This is a genomic window from Streptomyces sp. NPDC051684, from assembly GCF_044453445.1.
Taxonomy (GTDB): Bacteria; Actinomycetota; Actinomycetes; order Streptomycetales; family Streptomycetaceae; genus Streptomyces.
The window spans coordinates 4,692-20,706 of sequence record NZ_JBITCS010000036.1 but is presented as its reverse complement, the minus strand read 5'-3'; the positions used below and the strand labels follow the sequence as shown (position 1 = coordinate 20,706).

Genomic DNA, 16,015 nt, shown 5'->3' with positions numbered 1-16,015 from the left:
CCCCGCTTCGGCGGAGGGTTGTCAGACCCCCGGTGTAGCGTCCGGACCGGACGTCAGGTTTCGCTCTGCGGTGGAGGAGGCGCGCGGATGACAGGTGCGACAGGAGAGCCCGTGGTGGTGGCGGAGCGGCGGTCGGGGCAGCGCCCGGCGAGCGTCGAACTCGGCGCCCTCAAGGGCGCCTTGGACCGCCAGCGTGAACACGTCCTCGGGATCCTTGAGGGGCTCTCGGAAGACGATCTGCGGCGCCCGGCGCTGCCCAGTGGCTGGAGCTGCCTGGCGCTGGTGCGCCATCTCACCGTGGATGTCGAGCGCTTCTGGTTCCCCGGGGTGGTCGCGGGCGCCGAGGACGTGGCCGGACAGCTCACGGCGGGCGCGGAGCCACACTGGTACGTCCCCGAAGGGATGGGTGCACGGCAGGTCTTCGCCGAATACCGGGCGGCCATCGCGCGCGCGGACGGCGTGCTCGCGGACGTCACGCTCGACCAGGAGCCCGCCGCCTGGCCCGTGGAGATCTGGCCGGCCTGGCGGCTGCCCGACGTACGGCACATCCTGATCCACGTGCTCACGGAAGTGGCCTGCCACAGCGGCCACTTGGACGCGGCGCGCGAAGTGATCGACGGGACCACCTGGCTCGGCGGCAGCCCCTACGCGGGGTAGGGCCCATCGCTTGGATCAGGCCGGATCCTCGCGCCGCGGCGGGGGGGGGGGGGGGGGGGGGGGGGGGGGGGGGCGCCCGCCCCCCCCCGCCCCGCTCGCCGTGGCAGTCGGGTGGGTTCACGGCCCGCCGCCCCGGATCCGGGCCGCGGCGGGTCCGGACACCCGTGGTCAGCCTCGGACCCTGATCCCCCGCGGCGCGATCCGGTTGCCGACGGTGCCGAACAGGCCGTCGGCGGCCAGTGCCAGGACCGCCACCCACAGCGCCGCCGCGATGACACCCGACAGGCCGTACGACACCTGGTTGAGGATGATGTCACCGAGGCCGCCGCCGCCCGCGACGGCGGCCAAGGTCGCGCTGGAGATGACGTACACGACGGCGATGCGGATACCGGTGAACAACACCGGGAGGGCGAGGGGCAGTTCGACGCGCCACAGGATCTGCCACTGCGTGAGGCCCATCCCGCGCGCGGCCCGCACCAGGTCCGCGTCGACCTGCTCCACACCCAGGTAGGCGTGCGTGAGCACCGGCGGGATCGCCATGATGACCAGCGCCGTCATGACGTTCACGAAGCCGATGCCGAGCAGCCCCAGGAAGATCGCGATGAGCGCGAGCGAGGGCAGCGCCCGGCCGATGTTGGAGATGCTCACGGTCAGGAACGACCCCTTGCCGCGGTGTCCGAGCCACACACCGAGCGGCACCGCGATCACCAGCGCCACGGCGACGCCCGCCGCCGAGAGCAGCAGATGGTCGACGGTCCGGCTGAGCAGCAGGCCGAAGTGGTCGGCCATGAACGAGAAACTCGCGAGGAAGGTGTGCATCAGGCGGTCCTCCGCGTCCTGGCCCATGGTGTGAGCACCCGGCCGAGCAGCACGAGCAGTCCGTCGGCGGCGAGCGCGAGCGCCACGGCGAGCAGCCCCGCCCCGATGAACTGGGTGTTGAACGGCGACTGGAGGCCCTGGATGATCGGCGAACCGAGGCCCTGGTCGATGATGAACGCGGCGATCTCGACCACACTGATCGTGGTCACGGTCGCCACCCGCAGCCCGCTGACCACCGCGGGCAGCGCCAGCGGCAGCTCGATGCGCCACAGGACCTCGCGCCGGGTCAGACCCATGCCGACACCCGCACGGCGTACGTCCTCCGGCACTTCGCCGAGCCCGGTGACCGTCGACTTGAACAGCACCATCAGCGTGTACGCCACCAGGGCGATCTCGGCGGTCAGAACGGACAGACCCGACACCGGGACGAGGAGCGTGAACAGCGCCATCGGTGGGATCGTGTAGAGGAACGAGGTCAGCCCGCCCAGCGGACGGACCAGCCACCGCCGGAAGTGCGCGAGCAGCGCCAGCGGAAACGCGATCAGGAAGCCGATCCCGACCGCGATCACCGTGAGGCGCACGTGCTGGACGAGGGCGGGGCCGAACACGCTGGAGAAGTTCGCGGTGAACCAGTCGACGCAGAAAACCCCGTTGTCGCGCACGCACGAACTGGCCGTGCCGAAGTCGGGGATGACGGGGCCGGCGGCCAGCGAGATCACGCCGCCTCCCGGATGAGCGCGACGGTGACGGAGCCGACCGGCTCGCCGGCCACGTCGGCGACCGCGAGCCGCTCGGCGCCACCGGCCATCAGCGCCGACAGCGCGGTGCGCAGCGTGTCGGTGGTGCGCAGGGAACCCTCGGCGCCGTCCGCGGGCTCCAGCTTCAGATCGCCGAGCGTGCGCAGCGTCAGCGCCTTCAGGCCCCGGTCCGTGCCGACGAAGCGGGCCACATAGTCGTCGGCGGGCTCACGCAGGATCTTCTCCGGGGCGTCGTACTGGAGCAGCTTGCCGCCCTTGGCGAGGATTGCGATGCGGTCGCCCATGCGGACGGCCTCGTCGATGTCGTGGCTGACGAACAGCGTCGTCTTCTGTACCTGCTCCTGCAGCTTCAGGAACTCGTCCTGCACGTGCTCGCGCGTCACCGGGTCCAGCGCGCCGAACGGCTCGTCCATCAGCATGATGGGCGGGTCCGCCGCCAACGCCCGTGCGATGCCGACGCGTTGGCGCTGGCCGCCGGAGAGCTGCGAGGGGTAGCGGTGCGCGTACTCCTTGTGCGGGAGGCCGACCAGTTCGAGCAGCTCGCGCGAGCGCTCCGCGATCCTCGGCTTCTTCCAGCCGAGCACCTGCGGCACCGTCGCGACGTTCTCCTCGATCGTCAAGTGCGGGAAGAGACCGGCCTGTTGGATGACGTAGCCGATGCCGCGCCGCAGTTCGATGACGTCCTGCTCGCGGATGCTGCTGCCGCCGATCCGGATGTCGCCGCTCGTCAGCTCGGTGAGCCGGTTGACGAGGGTCAGCGCGGTCGTCTTGCCGCACCCGGAGGCGCCGAGCAGGACACAGATCTCGCCCGCGGGAACCGTCAGGGACAACGCGTCGACGGCCGCCTCGGTCGTGCCGTCGTACGTCTTGGTGGCCGCGTCGAAAACGATGTCTGCTGCGGCGCCGGCGGTCTGCATCGTGGAATGCTCCTCGGTCACGGTCATATCAACTTGTTCGCTCTCAGGAACCGGTCGGCGACCTTCGCCGGGCTCAGCCGCATCATGGCGGCGGCCTCGTTCAGGGCCTGCATGGCTTCCTCCGTGAGCAGTTCGTCGACGGCGTTCAGCGGTTCGGTGAGCCGCTCGCCGTACTTCTCGACGAGGGACGTGCGCACCACGGGGGAGACGTTCTGGAACCCGAAGATGGCCTGGTCGTCGTCGAGGATGGTGAAGTCGTAGCGGCGCAGCTGCGGGTCGGTGGTGAACACGTCGGCCGCGTCCACGTCCCCGTTCTTCAGCGCCGGGTACTGCAGGCCGATGTTGAGCGGCCGCACCTTCATGTCGTGCAGGTCGTACGCCTTGACGATGGCGTCGAAGCCGAGCGGGCCCGTGATGTTGTCGGGGTACTCGGCGTACGAGATCTTCCCCAGCTTCTTCAGGTCGCCGACGGTCTTGAGGCCGTGCTTGCGGGCGTCCGCGGTGCGCACGGCGACGGCGTTGCGGTTCTGGAACGGGGTCGGCGGCAGCAGTGAGATGCCGCGTCCCGCCTCGAACTTCTTCGCCGCCTCGTACGTGCCGCGCGCCGTCGTCGGCATGTGCTCGGGCATCGCGAACGTCTGCAGGATGACGCCCGTGTACTCGGGGTACAGGTCGATCTGCCCGTTGCGCAGCGCCCGGTCGATGAGGTCGGCGCTGCCGACGTTGGACTTGAGGACGACATCGAATCCGCGCTCGCGCAGGATCTGGGCGTACAGCTCGCCCATCACCCACGACTCGGTGAACTGCTTGGAGCCGACCGTGATCACGGGCCCGGTGCCGGCCGCGGAGCCGGTGGCCGTGGCCACCCCGGCTGCCGCGACGACACCGAGCGAGCCGGTCAGGAACGTGCGTCTGCGCATGCTCAGACTCCCTGCCGGGGAATCACCGCGTCCGTCGTGCGGTGGAAGACGCGGGTGTCCCCTTCGTAGGCGGTGAGGGTGTTGACGACGGTGAACGCGGCGGCGTCGGAGGTCATCCGGCTGTGCGTGACGACCTTCCAGTGCCACTCGCCGCGCCCGCCCTCCTCGGTGCGCTCGCACTCCACGACTGCAGAGTTCGGGTCGCCCTCGGTGAGCGCGAAGCGGTCGACGGCGACGCCGGACTTCCACAGCCCGTCGGAGTGGTCCTTGAAGTCGCCGTCGTTGACGACGAGTTCGACCGTGGTGCGGCCGGAGACCGGGTCGTGCCCGATGTGCCGCGAGGTGCCGTCGCTCGATGTGGACAGCTCGACGGGCAGGTCCGGATGCGGCTCCCCGTAGGGGCGCAGCTCGGCGTCCGCGTCGTGCGGCGGCCGTACGGGCAGGTGCAGCGCCGCGGCGGGGGAGGGGTGCAGGGTGACCGTGACCGGCTCGGGGGACGGCCAGGCCAGCGGCCAGTACGAGGACGAGACCGCGACGCGGATGCGGTGGCCGGGCGCGAAGGCGTGCGCGGTCGCCACCAGCGGCACCGTCACGTCGTAGGCCTGCCCCGCCTCCAGCGGCTGCGTCTCCTCGTGGCCCTCGCGGTGCGTCAGATTGAGCAGGCCGCGCGTGACGAGCCGCGAACTGCCGTCCGGCGCCACGTCGTTGAGGCGCACAGCGAGCTGCGCCGCGGGCCGGTCCGCGCTCACCCGCAGCGTCACCGACGGGGCGCCGAGGATCTCCGCGCGCTCGTCGAGCGGCGCGGTGGTGAAGCAGTGCGCGAGCCCGTCGTCGCCGCCCTGCGGGCCGAACTGCCCGGCCGCGTCACCGAACTGGAGCCAGCTGCCGCCCGCCGTGCCGAGCACCCGCGTGCTGTCGAGGTGTGCCTCGCGAAAACGCAGCGGGTCGTGCCCGACGGCCTCGCCCGCCGACTCGCCGGCCAGCGCGAACTCCTGCCGCTCGATGCGCTCCGAGGGCCACCGCTGCTCGGCCACCCACCGGCCGGGCCGCTGCTCCCGGTCGCCGCCGGGCGCCGCCCACTCGGGCAGCCACGCGCGCAGCGCCGGGTCCTCCAGGGCCCCGGCGTCCTTGCCGCGCAGGAACTGGTCGAACCAGCGCACCACTTCACCGTGGAAGTCGATCGCGGGTCCGGGCGCCGCCTGGTGCGGGTACGTGTGCGCCCACGGCCCGACCAGGGCGCGCACGGGAGCGTTGTCGATGCCTTCCAGGAGTCGCAGCACGGCGCCGCAGTACGGGTCGTACCAGCCGCCCACCGCGAGCACCGGAGCCTGGATCGCTGAGAAGTCCTCGCACACCGAGCCGTGTTTCCAGAAGGCGTCGCGGGTCTGGTGCCGCAGCCACCCCTCCACGTACACGGGGGTGTCGGCCATCCGCTTCAGCCACCGCTCGCGCCAGTCGTCGCCGACGACGGCCGGGTCGGCGGGCCGCGCGTTGTAGGCGAGCATCGTCGACGCCCACGGCAGCATCTCGGAGGCGATCAGTGAACCGCCCGTGTAGTGCACGTCGTCGGCGTAGCGGTCGTCCGTCGAGCAGACCGTCACGATCGCCTTCAGGGCCGGCGGGCGCAGGGCCGCGATCTGCAGGCCGTTGAAGCCGCCCCACGACTTGCCGATCATGCCGACGGTGCCGTCGCACCACTCCTGTTCGGCGAGCCACGCGATGACCTCGACGCCGTCGTCCAGCTCCTGCTGCGCGTACTCGTCGAGCATCAGCCCGTCCGAGTCGCCGCTGCCGCGCAGGTCGACGCGGACGGCGGCGTAGCCGGACGCGGCGAAGCGGGCGTGCAGGCTGTTGTCGCGGTCGGCGGTCCCGTCGTTCTTGCGGTACGGGATGTACTCGAGGATTGCGGGCGCCGGGCGGGCCGCGCCCTCCGGGAGCCAGACGCGGGCGGCGAGCCGTGTTCCGTCGGCGAGCGGAATCCACAGATGACGCACGAGTTCTGAAGGTGCTTCGGGCAAGGTGAGGTACTCCTGTCGCGCTCCAGCTACTCACTGACCATTCAGTAGCAGCGGCGGGCTCCCTACCCCGCGCCCACACCTCGAAACCACGTGTCCCAGAAAGTGGACGGGGTGGGAGAGTGGGGGCCATGGAAACGTACCGGCTGCTCCCCGGCGACCCGTCCTCCCCGGTCCTCCTGCACGTACCGCACTCCTCGCGCCTGATCCCGGCACACGTCCGCGACGGGCTGCTGCTCCACGGCGCGGCCCTCGACCGCGAGCTGGACCTCATCACCGACGCGCACACCGAGGTCGTCGCGGAACGCGCCGCACGGGCCGCGTCGCTCACGCCCTGGAGGTTCGTCAACGAGTGCTCGCGCCTGGTCGTCGACCCGGAGCGGTTCCCCGACGAACGCGAGGAGATGCGGGCCGTCGGCATGGGCGCGGTCTACACCCGCACCACACACCGCGAGCCACTGCGCCCCGAACCCCCGGCGGACGAGGACGCCCTGCTGGACACGTACTTCCACCCGTACGCGCGGGCCATGACACGGGCCGTGGCCGACCGCCTGGCCGCGACCGGCCGGGCGGTCGTTGTCGACGTCCACTCCTACCCGAGCCGCGCCCTGCCCTACGAACTGCACGGCACGGACCCGCGGCCAGAAGTCTGCCTGGGCACCGACCCGTTCCACACACCTGACACCCTCCTCGCCGCGGCACGCGAGGCCTTCGCCGCGTACGGCGACACGGCGGAGAACACGCCGTTCGCGGGCGCGTACGTCCCTCTGGAGCACTACGGCAAGGAGCCCCGGGTGAGCGCCCTGATGCTGGAACTGCGCCGCGACCACTACCTCGACGAACCGGTCACGCCGCACGACGGACTGGTGCGGGCCGCCGACGCGCTCGCGCGCCTGGTCGACGCGGTGGCCCGCGACGGCTCAGTCCAGCGTGGCCAGTGACTCCGGCGTGAGATCCGCCAGCGTCGGATAGCCGTCCACCGCCATGATCAGGTCGGCCTCGGCGAGCAGGGAGCGCAGCACGTGCACAAGCCCGTCCTCGCCGCCGACCGCGAGCCCGTACGCGTACGGGCGGCCGACGCCCACCGCCGTCGCGCCGAGCGCCAGGGCCTTGACGATGTCGGCGCCCGAGCGGACCCCGGAGTCGAAGAGGACCGGCATGCCGTCCGCCGCCTCCACGACCCCCGGCAGCGCGGCGAGCGCGGGCAGCCCGCCGTTGGCCTGGCGGCCACCGTGGTTGGAGCAGTAGATGCCGTCCACGCCGCCGTCCTTGGCGCGGCGCACGTCCTCGGGGTGGCAGATGCCCTTGAGGATCAGCGGCAGATCGGTGAGCGAGCGCAGCCACGGCAGGTCGTCCCAGGTGAGCGGGTTGCCGAAGAGGCCGACCCAGGAGCTGACGAGATCCATGGGGTCGGTGCTCGCCGCGATCTCCTGGAAACGCGGATCCGAGGTGTAGTTGGCGAGGCAGTGGCCGCGCAGCTGCGGGAAGTTGGACGTCGACAGGTCGCGCGGGCGCCAGCCGGTGACCCAGGTGTCGAGCGTGACGACGATGCCCTTGTAGCCGGCCGCCTCGGCCCGCTTGACCAGGCTCTCGGCGAGCGCCCGGTCGGTGGGTGTGTACAGCTGGAAGAAGCCTGGTGTCTCGCCGAACTCCGCGGCCACGTCCTCCATCGGGTCGACCGTCAGCGTGGAGGCCACCATGGGCACGCCGGTGCGCGCCGCGGCCCGCGCCGTCGCCAGGTCACCGTGCCCGTCCTGCGCGCACAGTCCGATCACACCGACCGGCGCCATGAACAGCGGCGAGGCGAGCCGCGTCCCGAACAGGTCCACGGACATGTCCCGCTGCGTGGCGCCGACCATCATCCGGGGCACGAGCCCGTACCGCTCGAAGGCGCGCACATTGGCGCGCTGCGTGTGCTCGTCGCCCGCGCCCCCGGCGACGTAGGACCACACGGAGGGGGAGAGCGCCGCCTGGGCTCGTTGTTCGAGGGCGGCGTAGTCCATCGGCTGCGTGGGCGTGACGCCCCGCAGTCCGTCGAGGTAGATCTCGAATTGGTAGTCGCCGAACTGCGGGCTCATCACGCACCTCTTCACCAGGGGGCAGGGGCACACCAATCTGCCAGGTCACGGGCGCGGGGCAAAGGGGTGGTCAGGTGTGCTGCCGTACGAAGTCCAGGGACGCGGCGAAGATCCGCCGGACCTCGGCGTCGGCCGCGCCGTGCCAGCCGTGGTCGGCGCCCGGCACGGTCCGCAGTTCGACCGGCACCCCCGCGGCCCGCAGCGCGTCCGCCAGATCGCGGCCGTGCGAGCACGGCACCATCGAGTCGGCCTCGCCGTGCACGACGAGGAAGGGCGGCGCGTCCGAGGTGACCTGCTTCAACGGGCTTGCCGCGGCGGCCAGTTCCGGCAGTGACGCGGGCGCGCCGCCCAGCAGCAGCGCCTCGGGCGTGGCCGGGTCCGCCGGGTCGAACGGGGCGCGTGTCACCGTCAGATCCGCCGGGCCGTACCAGACGACGGCCCCCGCGAGCCGCGGCCCGTCGTGCGTGAGCGCGAGCAGCGACGCCAGATGGCCGCCCGCCGACTCGCCCCACACGACGGTGCGTTCGGGGTCGATGCCCAGCTCCGCCGCGCGCAGCCCCAGCCAGCGCAGCGCCGACCGCAGGTCCTCCAGCGGCGCCGGGAACGCCGCCTCGCCGCTCAGCCGGTAATCCACGCAGGCCACGGCCAGGCCCGCCGCCGCGAGCCGCTCGAACGGACCGGGAGTCCACTCCCGCGTCCGCACACCCATGTCGTCACGCCGGCCGCGCCGCCACGCTCCGCCGTGCACGAACAGCACCAGCGGGGCGGGGCTCGCCGACGTAGGAAGCCACAGGTCGAGTTCCAGCGGGCGGGCGCCGGCCACGTCCGCGTACGGGACACCGCGCAGCGCCCGCACGCCCGCCGCGTACGACGTCGCCCGGGGCAGCGGCGCGACGTCCGGGTGCGGGGCGGAGATGAGCGCGCGCAGCTCGCCCGGCGTCACGCGGTCCGCCACTGGTGGTCGGGCAGGAAGCGCACGTCGTACTCCTGCGGCACCGTGCCGAACTTGCCCGGCTCGGGCACGAACGGCCGGGCGGGCAGGCCCATGTCCTCCACCGGCGTGCCCAGCGTCTCGAAGAAGCGCTCGAACGTGCCGCCGGGGCCCGCGGCGACGCCGACGACCTGCGAGTGGTGCCGCTCCATGCGGTAGGCGTGCGCGCAGTTCTTCGGCACGAAACCGAAGTCGCCCGGGGTGAGCAGCCGCTCCAGCTGCTCGCCCTCGGGGTCCTCGGCGAAGAGCCGGACCGCGCCCTGCGTCACGTAGAACACCTCGTGGGTGTCCGCGTGCACGTGCGCCGGGATGATGTCGCCCTTCGGGCCCTCGACGGTGAAGAAGTTGAAGGTGTTGTCGGTCTGCTCGCCGCCCGCGTAGACGGTGACCAGATCGCCGAAGAGGTGGGCGCGGTCGCCCTCGCCCTTCTCGATCACGTACGGCTTCGACGGGTCGGCCGGTATGCGGGAGGCGCTGCGATAGCGCGTCGCGAACTCCATGGTCATGGTGGTTGGTCCCCACTGTCGTGTCAGGGTGCCTGACGATTGATGTCAGGTAGCCTGACATGTGGAGCGGTCGACGGGCAAGGGTCCGTGCCGAGGCATCCGGGAGGACGAAGAAGCGATGAGCGAGCCCCGACGTGATCTGCCGCAGCTCCTGGGCGACGCCCGCCGCTGGTTCGAGGACGGGCTGCTCGCGGCGCTGGAGGCACAGGGTGTGGCGCCGGTATCGCCCACCCAGGTACAGCTCTTCGCGATGCTCGACGCGAACGGCACCACCGTCTCCGAGCTGGCCCGCCGGATGGGGGTCACCCGGCAGACCGTCCACCAGGCGGTGCGGGCGCTGGTCGAGGGCGGACTGCTCGAGCAGGCGCCCGATCCGGCGTCGGCCCGACAGCGGCTGGTGCGCCGCACCGCGGAGGGTCGCCGCGCCCACGACAGGGCACGGCGCGCGCTGGACGGGCTCGAGGCGCGACTGGCGGAGCGCATCGGTGAACCGGCACTGGATGCGCTGCGTGCGGCGCTCGAGGTGTCGTGGGGAGCCCCGGCCGGCGAGTGAGGTGCCTGCGATGTCGCCTGTGGTGCTGCTTGTGATGCCGCCTGTCGAATGGTGTGAACGAAATCGTTGACAATTTCGTTCGCCTAGATTTAGCGTCGACACGCACTCACTCAGGGAGGGCACATGCCGGAGGAAGCCCGTCCGGGCTCCGGGGAGCAGGCCAAGCAGTACGCGCTCGATCAACTGCGCAACGCGATTCTGCGCGGCGAGATGTCACCGGCCCAGCGGCTGGTGGAGAACGAACTCGCCGAGCAGTACGACGTCACGCGGGCGAGCATCCGCGCGGCACTGCTCGAACTGGCCGCCGAAGGCCTGGTCGAGCGGATCCGCAACCGCGGCTCGCGGGTCCGGGTCGTCACGGTCGAGGAGGCCGTGGAGATCACCGAGTGCCGCATGGCGCTCGAAGGGCTGTGCGCGGCCAAGGCGGCGGAGGAGGCCACCGACGCGCAGCTCGACGAGCTCACCGGGCTCGGGGACGCCATGTCCAAGGCGGTCGAGAACGGTGACCCGCTCACCTACTCCGACCTCAACCACGAGCTGCACGCCCGCATCCGCGACATCTCCGGCCAGCAGACGGCCGTAGGGCTCCTGGAGCGGCTCAACGCCCAACTGGTGCGTCACCGCTTCCAGTTGGCGCTGCGGCCGGGGCGCTCGCAGCAGTCCCTGGGTGAACACCTGGCCATGATCGAGGCGATCAGGGCCAGGGACCCGCAGGCGGCCGAGACGGCCGTCCGCGCCCACCTCCGAAGTGTGATCGACGTGTTGCGCGCCGACTGACGCTGCATCGGAGGCGGGCGCACACCTGTCACCAAGGAGATGCAGCATGACCAACGGCCACGCGCCCGCCACCCCGCCACGATCGACCCTGGTGGTCACCGCGCACGCAGGGGACTTCGTGTGGCGGGCCGGCGGCGCCATCGCACTCGCCGCCGCCCGCGGCGAGAAGGTGACCATCGCGTGCCTGACGTTCGGGGAGCGCGGCGAGTCCGCCAAGGCCTGGCGGGAGGGCAGGAAGCTCGACGAGATCAAGGCGATGCGCCGCGACGAGGCCGAGCGCGCCGCCGGCACCCTCGGCGCCGAGGTCCGTTTCTTCGACGCCGGTGACTACCCGCTCGTCGAGACCGCCGAGCTGACGGACCAGCTCGTCACCGTCTACCGCGACACTCAGCCGGACGTCGTCCTCACGCACCCCGTCGAGGACCCGTACAACGGCGACCACCCGGCCGCCAACCGCATGGCCCTGCAGGCCCGCGTCCTCGCGCAGGCCATCGGCTACCCCGGCGGCGGCGAGATCATCGGGGCCCCGCCCGTCTTCTACTTCGAGCCGCACCAGCCCGAGATGAGTGGCTTCAGGCCCGAGGTCCTCCTCGACATCACCGAGGTCTGGGACACCAAGCGAGCGGCCATGGAGTGCCTGGGTGCCCAGCAGCACCTGTGGGACTACTACACCGACCTGGCCGTACGCAGGGGTGTGCAGCTCAAGCGCAACGCCGGGCCCAACCTGGGCCTCGCCCACACGACCATGGCCGAGGCGTACATGCGCCCCTACCCGCAGATCGCGAAGGAGCTCGCCTGATGCCCGGCGTCATCGTCACCGGCCCGCCCAAGGCCGAGCCCGAGGACGTCGAGGCACTGTCCGGCTTCGGTGTCGCCACCGTCCACGAGGCGCTGGGCCGCACCGGCCTGCTCGGCCACCATCTGCGCCCCAACCAGCAGGACACCCGCATCGGCGGCACCGCCGTCACCGTCCTGTCCTGGCCCGGTGACAACCTCATGATCCACGCGGCCGTCGAGCAGTGCGGGGAGGGCGACATCCTTGTCGTCACCACCACCTCGCCGTCCACGGACGGCATGTTCGGCGAGCTGTTCGCGACCGCGCTGCAGCGGCGCGGCGTGCGCGGCATCGTCACCAATGCCGGCATCCGGGACACGGCCGAGCTGCGCGCGATGGGCTTCCACGCCTGGTCCGCCGCGGTGTCCGCGCAGGGCACCGTGAAGGCGACCGGCGGCAGTGTCAACGTCCCCGTCGTCATCGGCGGCGAGACCGTCCGGCCCGGTGATGTCATCGTCGCCGACGACGACGGTGTCGTGGTCGTGCCGCGCGAGCGCGCCGCCGAGGCCGCCGAGAGGTCGCGGGCCCGCGAGGAGAAGGAGGCCGCGACCCGCGCCGCCTTCCTTGAGGGCCAACTGGGCCTGGACCGCTACGGGTTGCGCGACACGATCAAGCGGCTCGGCGTCGAGTACCGCACGTACGAGGAGCACACCTCGTGACCGGGACCGAGGGGCTGCGCTGCATGCTGATGCGCGGCGGCACCTCCAAAGGTGCCTACTTCCTCGCCGACGACCTGCCCGCCGAACCGGCCGCCCGCGACGACCTGCTGCTGCGGGTGATGGGCAGCCCGGACCCGCGCCAGACCGACGGCATCGGCGGCGCCCACCCGCTGACCAGCAAGGTCGCGATCGTCAGCACCTCGCAGGACCCGGCCGCCGACGTCGACTACCTCTTCCTCCAAGTGAACGTCGACGAACCGGTGGTGTCGGACCGTCAGAACTGCGGCAACATCCTCGCCGGGATCGGCCCGTTCGCGGTCGAGCGCGGACTGGTGCCCGCGGCGGACGGCGAGACCTCGGTCCGCATCCGCATGGTGAACTCGGGCGACCGGGCCACCGTCACCTTCCCCACGCCGGAACGCCGGGTGTCCGGCGCGCCGGTGACCGTGGCCGCCGAATTCCCGCCGGGCGACGGCGCGTTGCTGCCCACCGGTCACTCCCGCGACATCGTCGCCGGCATCGAGGTGACCTGCGTCGACAACGGCATGCCGGTCGTCCTGATCCCCGCCGATTCCCTGAAGGTCACCGGGTACGAGGACCCGGAGGCACTGGAGTCGAACGCCGAGCTGGCGGCACAGCTTTACGACATCCGGCTCGCGGCAGGGGAGCTGATGGGGTTCGGCGACGTCACGGACACCACCGTGCCCAAGCTCACCCTGCTCGCCCCGCCGCGCGACGGCGGTGCGGTCACCACCCGTACGTTCATCCCCGTGCGCTGCCACACGGCCATCGGTGTGCTCGGCGCGGCGAGTGTCGCCGCGGGCCTGCGCGTCGAGGGAGGCGTGGCGGACGGCATCGCCCAACTCTCAACTGGAGGCGACCGGTTGCGCATCGAGCACCCCACAGGCTTCACCGACATCGAAAGCAGCCTCACCGGCGGCCCGGACGGACAGCCGGTCGCCGAGCGCACCGCCGTCGTCCGCACGGCCCGCACCCTCTTCGACGGCACGGTCTTCCCGCGCCCCGCACACACCCCTGGAGGTCCCCGATGACTCCGCCCCTCGGCGACATCGCGCACATCGGCCACGCCCAGCTGTTCACCCCGGACCTGGACGCCAGCGTCGGCTTCTTCACGGACTTCATGGGCCTGACCGTCTGCGGCCAGGACGGCGACACCGTCCACCTGCGCACCTTCGACGACTACGAGCACCACAGCCTGGTCCTCACCGCCCGCGAACAGCCGGGCCTGGGCCGGATCGCGCTGCGCACCTCCAGCGAGGAGGCCCTCCAACGCCGCGTGAAGTCCGTCGAGGACCACGGCGGCACCGGCCACTGGGTCGAGGACGAGCCCGGCATCGGCAAGCTCTACGTGACCACCGACCCGGACGGCCACGAGCACGCCTTGTACTGGGAGAGCGAGCACTACCGGGCGCCCGACGTGCTGAAGCCGGCGCTGAAGAACCAGCCGCAGGCCAAGCCCAACCGGGGCGTGGGCGTGCGCCGCCTCGACCACATCAACTTCCTGGCCTCCGACGTCCTCGCCAACGCCGAGTTCCAGCAGCGGATCCTGGGCGCTCGGCCCACCGAACAGATCCGCCTCGACACCGGCCGCATCGCCGCGCGCTGGCTCACCTTCACCAACAAGTCCTACGACGTCGTCTACACGGAGGACTGGACGGGCGCCAACGGCCGCCTGCACCACATCGCCTTCGCCACCGACAACCGCGAGGACATCCTGCGCGCCGCCGACCTCGCCATCGACAACGGCGTGTTCATCGAGACGGGCCCGCACAAGCACGCCATCCAGCAGACGTTCTTCCTCTACGTCTACGAGCCCGGCGGCAACCGCATCGAGCTGTGCAACCCGCTCACCCGCCTGATCCTCGCCCCGGACTGGCCGCTCATTACGTGGACCGAGGAGGAGCGCAAGAAGGGCCAGGCCTGGGGCCTGAAGACCATCGAGTCCTTCCACACCCACGGCACCCCGCCGATCGAGCCCTGACCCCAGGGGTTTCCACCACCATCACCTCCGGCCCGGCCGGACTGCCCGCACGAGAGGAACAAAGATGTCCTCGCGTTACCGCTCCCCCCTGCCCGAAAACGCCGCCGCTTCCCTCCCCGGTCGCCGCGCCGTCGTCATCGCCCTGTGCTGGGCGCTGGTGTTCATCGACGGCATCGACACCTTCATCTACGGCTCCGCGCTGCCGCACATGCTCGGCTCGAAGGCGCTCGGCCTGACCGACGCCACCGCGGGTGACATCGGCAGCTACACCACCTTCGGCATGCTGATCGGCACGATCCTCTCCGGCACCGTCAGCAACTGGGTGGGCCGCCGCAAGACCGTGTTCACGTCGGTCGTCGTGTTCACCATCGCCACCGTCGGCTGCGGACTCGCCCAGAGCGCCGGGGTGTTCGGCTTCTTCCGGCTGGTGTGCGGCTTCGGCCTCGGCGCGCTGCTGCCGATCGCCATCTCGTACGGCATGGAGTTCACCAGCGGCGCCCGCAAGGCGCTCGCGACGGGCATCATCATGACCGCCCACCAGACCGGAGGCGCCGTCGCGCCGCTGCTCGCGCTGTGGCTGATCGACGACTTCGGCTGGCGCTCGGCGTTCCTGGTGGGCGCGATACCGGCGCTGATCTTCCTCCCGCTGGCGCTGAAGTGGCTCCCCGAGTCGCCGACCAACCTCCTCACCCGCGGCCGCACCACGGACGCGCAGGCGCTCGCGGGCACGTACGGCATCGAGCTGCCCGAACCCAAGGGGCACGCGGCCGACCGGCTGGCGAGCATCAAGGCCCTCTTCCGGGGCCGCCAGTGGCTGACGACGTTGTGCTTCTGGTTGACCTCGTTCGCCGGACTGCTCCTCGTCTACGGGGTCGGGCAGTGGCTGCCGAAGATCATGGGCGACCTCGGCTACGAGACCGGCGACTCGCTGCTCTTCTCGACGTTCCTCAACGTCGGCGGCATCGTCGGCATGCTGGTCGCGGGCCGCCTCGCCGACCTCGTCGGCCCACGCCGCATCGTCATCATCTGGTTCGCGCTGACCGCGGTCTTCGTCTACCTCATGGGCGTGCACATGTCGGTGGGGCTGCTGTACTGCGTGGTCTTCCTCGCCGGGCTGCTCCTGTTCAGCGGCCAGACCATGGTGTACGCGACGGTGGGCTCGCACCACATCGAGGAGGACCGGCCGACCGCGCTCAGCTGGGTCTCCGGCATGGGCCGCTTCGGTGCCGTCTTCGGCCCGTGGATGGGCGGCCAACTGCTCGCGGCGGGCCACGCGGACCTGGGCTTCTCGATGTTCGCCGTGGCCGCGGTGTTCGGCGCCGTGATGATGGCGCTGGCCGCGCTCACGATCAGGGCCGGGGCGAAGCAGGGGAACGGGGACCGGAAGGGGGCGCCGGCGCTGGCCGGTTGATCCCGGCCCGTACGCCACGGTGGCCCGGCCCCCCCCAGGGGGCGGGCCCCCCGGGCGCCCACAACCCAGGCGCGACGGGGTGTTTTTTCCCCAGACCCCCCCGCGACACCCGCGAAC

17 protein-coding genes are annotated in these 16,015 nt (G+C 71.6%); 9 read left to right on the top strand and 8 right to left on the bottom strand.

What is annotated here, in order from left to right; all coding sequences use genetic code 11:
• Positions 1-87: 87 nt before the first annotated feature.
• Positions 88-657: a DinB family protein gene (locus tag ACIA8D_RS33115; RefSeq protein WP_399237890.1), complete on the top strand. Its 570-nt coding sequence runs from the start codon at positions 88-90 to the stop codon at positions 655-657.
• A gap of 168 nt (positions 658-825) precedes the next feature.
• Here the strand turns inward: ACIA8D_RS33115 and ACIA8D_RS33110 are convergent, their stop codons facing one another.
• Genes ACIA8D_RS33110 through ACIA8D_RS33090 form a run of 5 tightly spaced genes read right to left on the bottom strand, consistent with a single transcriptional unit; the run spans position 826 to position 6,089 of the window.
• A complete protein-coding gene (locus tag ACIA8D_RS33110; RefSeq protein ID WP_399237889.1) occupies positions 826-1,503 on the bottom strand; it encodes an ABC transporter permease in 678 nt (225 codons plus the stop codon).
• On the bottom strand, positions 1,476-2,195 hold the full coding sequence (locus tag ACIA8D_RS33105; protein ID WP_399237888.1) for an ABC transporter permease: 720 nt from the start codon (positions 2,193-2,195) through the stop codon (positions 1,476-1,478). The genes ACIA8D_RS33110 and ACIA8D_RS33105 overlap by 28 nt, the downstream gene beginning before the upstream one ends.
• On the bottom strand, positions 2,192-3,172 hold the full coding sequence (locus ACIA8D_RS33100) for an ABC transporter ATP-binding protein (protein ID WP_399237887.1): 981 nt from the start codon (positions 3,170-3,172) through the stop codon (positions 2,192-2,194). Before ACIA8D_RS33100 ends, ACIA8D_RS33105 begins: the two co-directional genes overlap by 4 nt.
• 2 nt (positions 3,173-3,174) lie before the next feature.
• Positions 3,175-4,071: a glycine betaine ABC transporter substrate-binding protein gene (locus tag ACIA8D_RS33095; RefSeq protein ID WP_399237886.1), complete on the bottom strand. Its 897-nt coding sequence runs from the start codon at positions 4,069-4,071 to the stop codon at positions 3,175-3,177.
• Between the two features lie 2 nt (positions 4,072-4,073).
• Positions 4,074-6,089: a CocE/NonD family hydrolase gene (locus ACIA8D_RS33090; RefSeq protein ID WP_399237885.1), complete on the bottom strand. Its 2,016-nt coding sequence runs from the start codon at positions 6,087-6,089 to the stop codon at positions 4,074-4,076.
• A gap of 128 nt (positions 6,090-6,217) precedes the next feature.
• Here ACIA8D_RS33090 and ACIA8D_RS33085 point away from each other — a divergent pair, with 128 nt between their 5' ends.
• A complete protein-coding gene (locus ACIA8D_RS33085) occupies positions 6,218-7,027 on the top strand; it encodes an N-formylglutamate amidohydrolase (protein ID WP_399237884.1) in 810 nt (269 codons plus the stop codon).
• On the opposite strand, the gene ACIA8D_RS33080 is transcribed toward ACIA8D_RS33085, so the two are convergent.
• The 3 genes from ACIA8D_RS33080 to ACIA8D_RS33070 all read right to left on the bottom strand — a co-directional run bounded on the left by ACIA8D_RS33080 (position 7,007) and on the right by ACIA8D_RS33070 (position 9,661).
• Positions 7,007-8,164: an alpha-hydroxy-acid oxidizing protein gene (locus ACIA8D_RS33080; protein ID WP_399237883.1), complete on the bottom strand. Its 1,158-nt coding sequence runs from the start codon at positions 8,162-8,164 to the stop codon at positions 7,007-7,009. The genes ACIA8D_RS33085 and ACIA8D_RS33080 overlap by 21 nt on opposite strands.
• A gap of 70 nt (positions 8,165-8,234) precedes the next feature.
• On the bottom strand, positions 8,235-9,107 hold the full coding sequence (locus ACIA8D_RS33075) for an alpha/beta hydrolase fold domain-containing protein (protein WP_399237882.1): 873 nt from the start codon (positions 9,105-9,107) through the stop codon (positions 8,235-8,237).
• A complete protein-coding gene (locus tag ACIA8D_RS33070) occupies positions 9,104-9,661 on the bottom strand; it encodes a quercetin 2,3-dioxygenase (RefSeq protein ID WP_399237881.1) in 558 nt (185 codons plus the stop codon). Before ACIA8D_RS33070 ends, ACIA8D_RS33075 begins: the two co-directional genes overlap by 4 nt.
• A gap of 118 nt (positions 9,662-9,779) precedes the next feature.
• On the opposite strand from ACIA8D_RS33070, the gene ACIA8D_RS33065 reads away from it, so the two are divergent.
• The 7 genes from ACIA8D_RS33065 (at position 9,780) to ACIA8D_RS33035 (ending at position 15,898) form a co-directional block, all read left to right on the top strand.
• Positions 9,780-10,214, top strand: coding sequence for a MarR family winged helix-turn-helix transcriptional regulator (locus tag ACIA8D_RS33065; protein ID WP_399237880.1), 435 nt, complete (start codon positions 9,780-9,782; stop codon positions 10,212-10,214).
• A 123-nt stretch (positions 10,215-10,337) separates the two neighbouring features.
• A complete protein-coding gene (locus tag ACIA8D_RS33060) occupies positions 10,338-10,991 on the top strand; it encodes a GntR family transcriptional regulator (RefSeq protein WP_399237879.1) in 654 nt (217 codons plus the stop codon).
• A gap of 46 nt (positions 10,992-11,037) precedes the next feature.
• Positions 11,038-11,790, top strand: a complete 753-nt coding sequence (locus ACIA8D_RS33055; RefSeq protein ID WP_399237878.1) for a PIG-L deacetylase family protein — start codon at positions 11,038-11,040, stop codon at positions 11,788-11,790.
• A complete protein-coding gene (locus ACIA8D_RS33050) occupies positions 11,790-12,485 on the top strand; it encodes a 4-carboxy-4-hydroxy-2-oxoadipate aldolase/oxaloacetate decarboxylase (RefSeq protein WP_399237877.1) in 696 nt (231 codons plus the stop codon). Before ACIA8D_RS33055 ends, ACIA8D_RS33050 begins: the two co-directional genes overlap by 1 nt.
• On the top strand, positions 12,482-13,537 hold the full coding sequence (locus tag ACIA8D_RS33045; RefSeq protein ID WP_399237876.1) for a PrpF domain-containing protein: 1,056 nt from the start codon (positions 12,482-12,484) through the stop codon (positions 13,535-13,537). Before ACIA8D_RS33050 ends, ACIA8D_RS33045 begins: the two co-directional genes overlap by 4 nt.
• On the top strand, positions 13,534-14,487 hold the full coding sequence (locus ACIA8D_RS33040) for a catechol 2,3-dioxygenase (RefSeq protein WP_399237875.1): 954 nt from the start codon (positions 13,534-13,536) through the stop codon (positions 14,485-14,487). The genes ACIA8D_RS33045 and ACIA8D_RS33040 overlap by 4 nt, the downstream gene beginning before the upstream one ends.
• Positions 14,488-14,551: 64 nt before the next feature.
• Complete coding sequence (locus tag ACIA8D_RS33035; protein WP_399237874.1) at positions 14,552-15,898, top strand: MFS transporter; 1,347 nt, start codon at positions 14,552-14,554, stop codon at positions 15,896-15,898.
• The last annotated feature ends 117 nt before the right edge of the window (positions 15,899-16,015 follow it).

Coding starts and splice junctions, on each gene's coding strand:
- ACIA8D_RS33065 (WP_399237880.1), top strand. CDS start 9,780: ATGAGCGAGCCCCGACGTGATCTGCCGCAGCTCCTGGGCGACGCCCGC.
- ACIA8D_RS33035 (WP_399237874.1), top strand. CDS start 14,552: ATGTCCTCGCGTTACCGCTCCCCCCTGCCCGAAAACGCCGCCGCTTCC.
- ACIA8D_RS33080 (WP_399237883.1), bottom strand. CDS start 8,164: ATGAGCCCGCAGTTCGGCGACTACCAATTCGAGATCTACCTCGACGGA.
- ACIA8D_RS33115 (WP_399237890.1), top strand. CDS start 88: ATGACAGGTGCGACAGGAGAGCCCGTGGTGGTGGCGGAGCGGCGGTCG.
- ACIA8D_RS33055 (WP_399237878.1), top strand. CDS start 11,038: ATGACCAACGGCCACGCGCCCGCCACCCCGCCACGATCGACCCTGGTG.
- ACIA8D_RS33060 (WP_399237879.1), top strand. CDS start 10,338: ATGCCGGAGGAAGCCCGTCCGGGCTCCGGGGAGCAGGCCAAGCAGTAC.
- ACIA8D_RS33085 (WP_399237884.1), top strand. CDS start 6,218: ATGGAAACGTACCGGCTGCTCCCCGGCGACCCGTCCTCCCCGGTCCTC.
- ACIA8D_RS33040 (WP_399237875.1), top strand. CDS start 13,534: ATGACTCCGCCCCTCGGCGACATCGCGCACATCGGCCACGCCCAGCTG.
- ACIA8D_RS33050 (WP_399237877.1), top strand. CDS start 11,790: ATGCCCGGCGTCATCGTCACCGGCCCGCCCAAGGCCGAGCCCGAGGAC.
- ACIA8D_RS33110 (WP_399237889.1), bottom strand. CDS start 1,503: ATGGGCCAGGACGCGGAGGACCGCCTGATGCACACCTTCCTCGCGAGT.
- ACIA8D_RS33070 (WP_399237881.1), bottom strand. CDS start 9,661: ATGACCATGGAGTTCGCGACGCGCTATCGCAGCGCCTCCCGCATACCG.
- ACIA8D_RS33095 (WP_399237886.1), bottom strand. CDS start 4,071: ATGCGCAGACGCACGTTCCTGACCGGCTCGCTCGGTGTCGTCGCGGCA.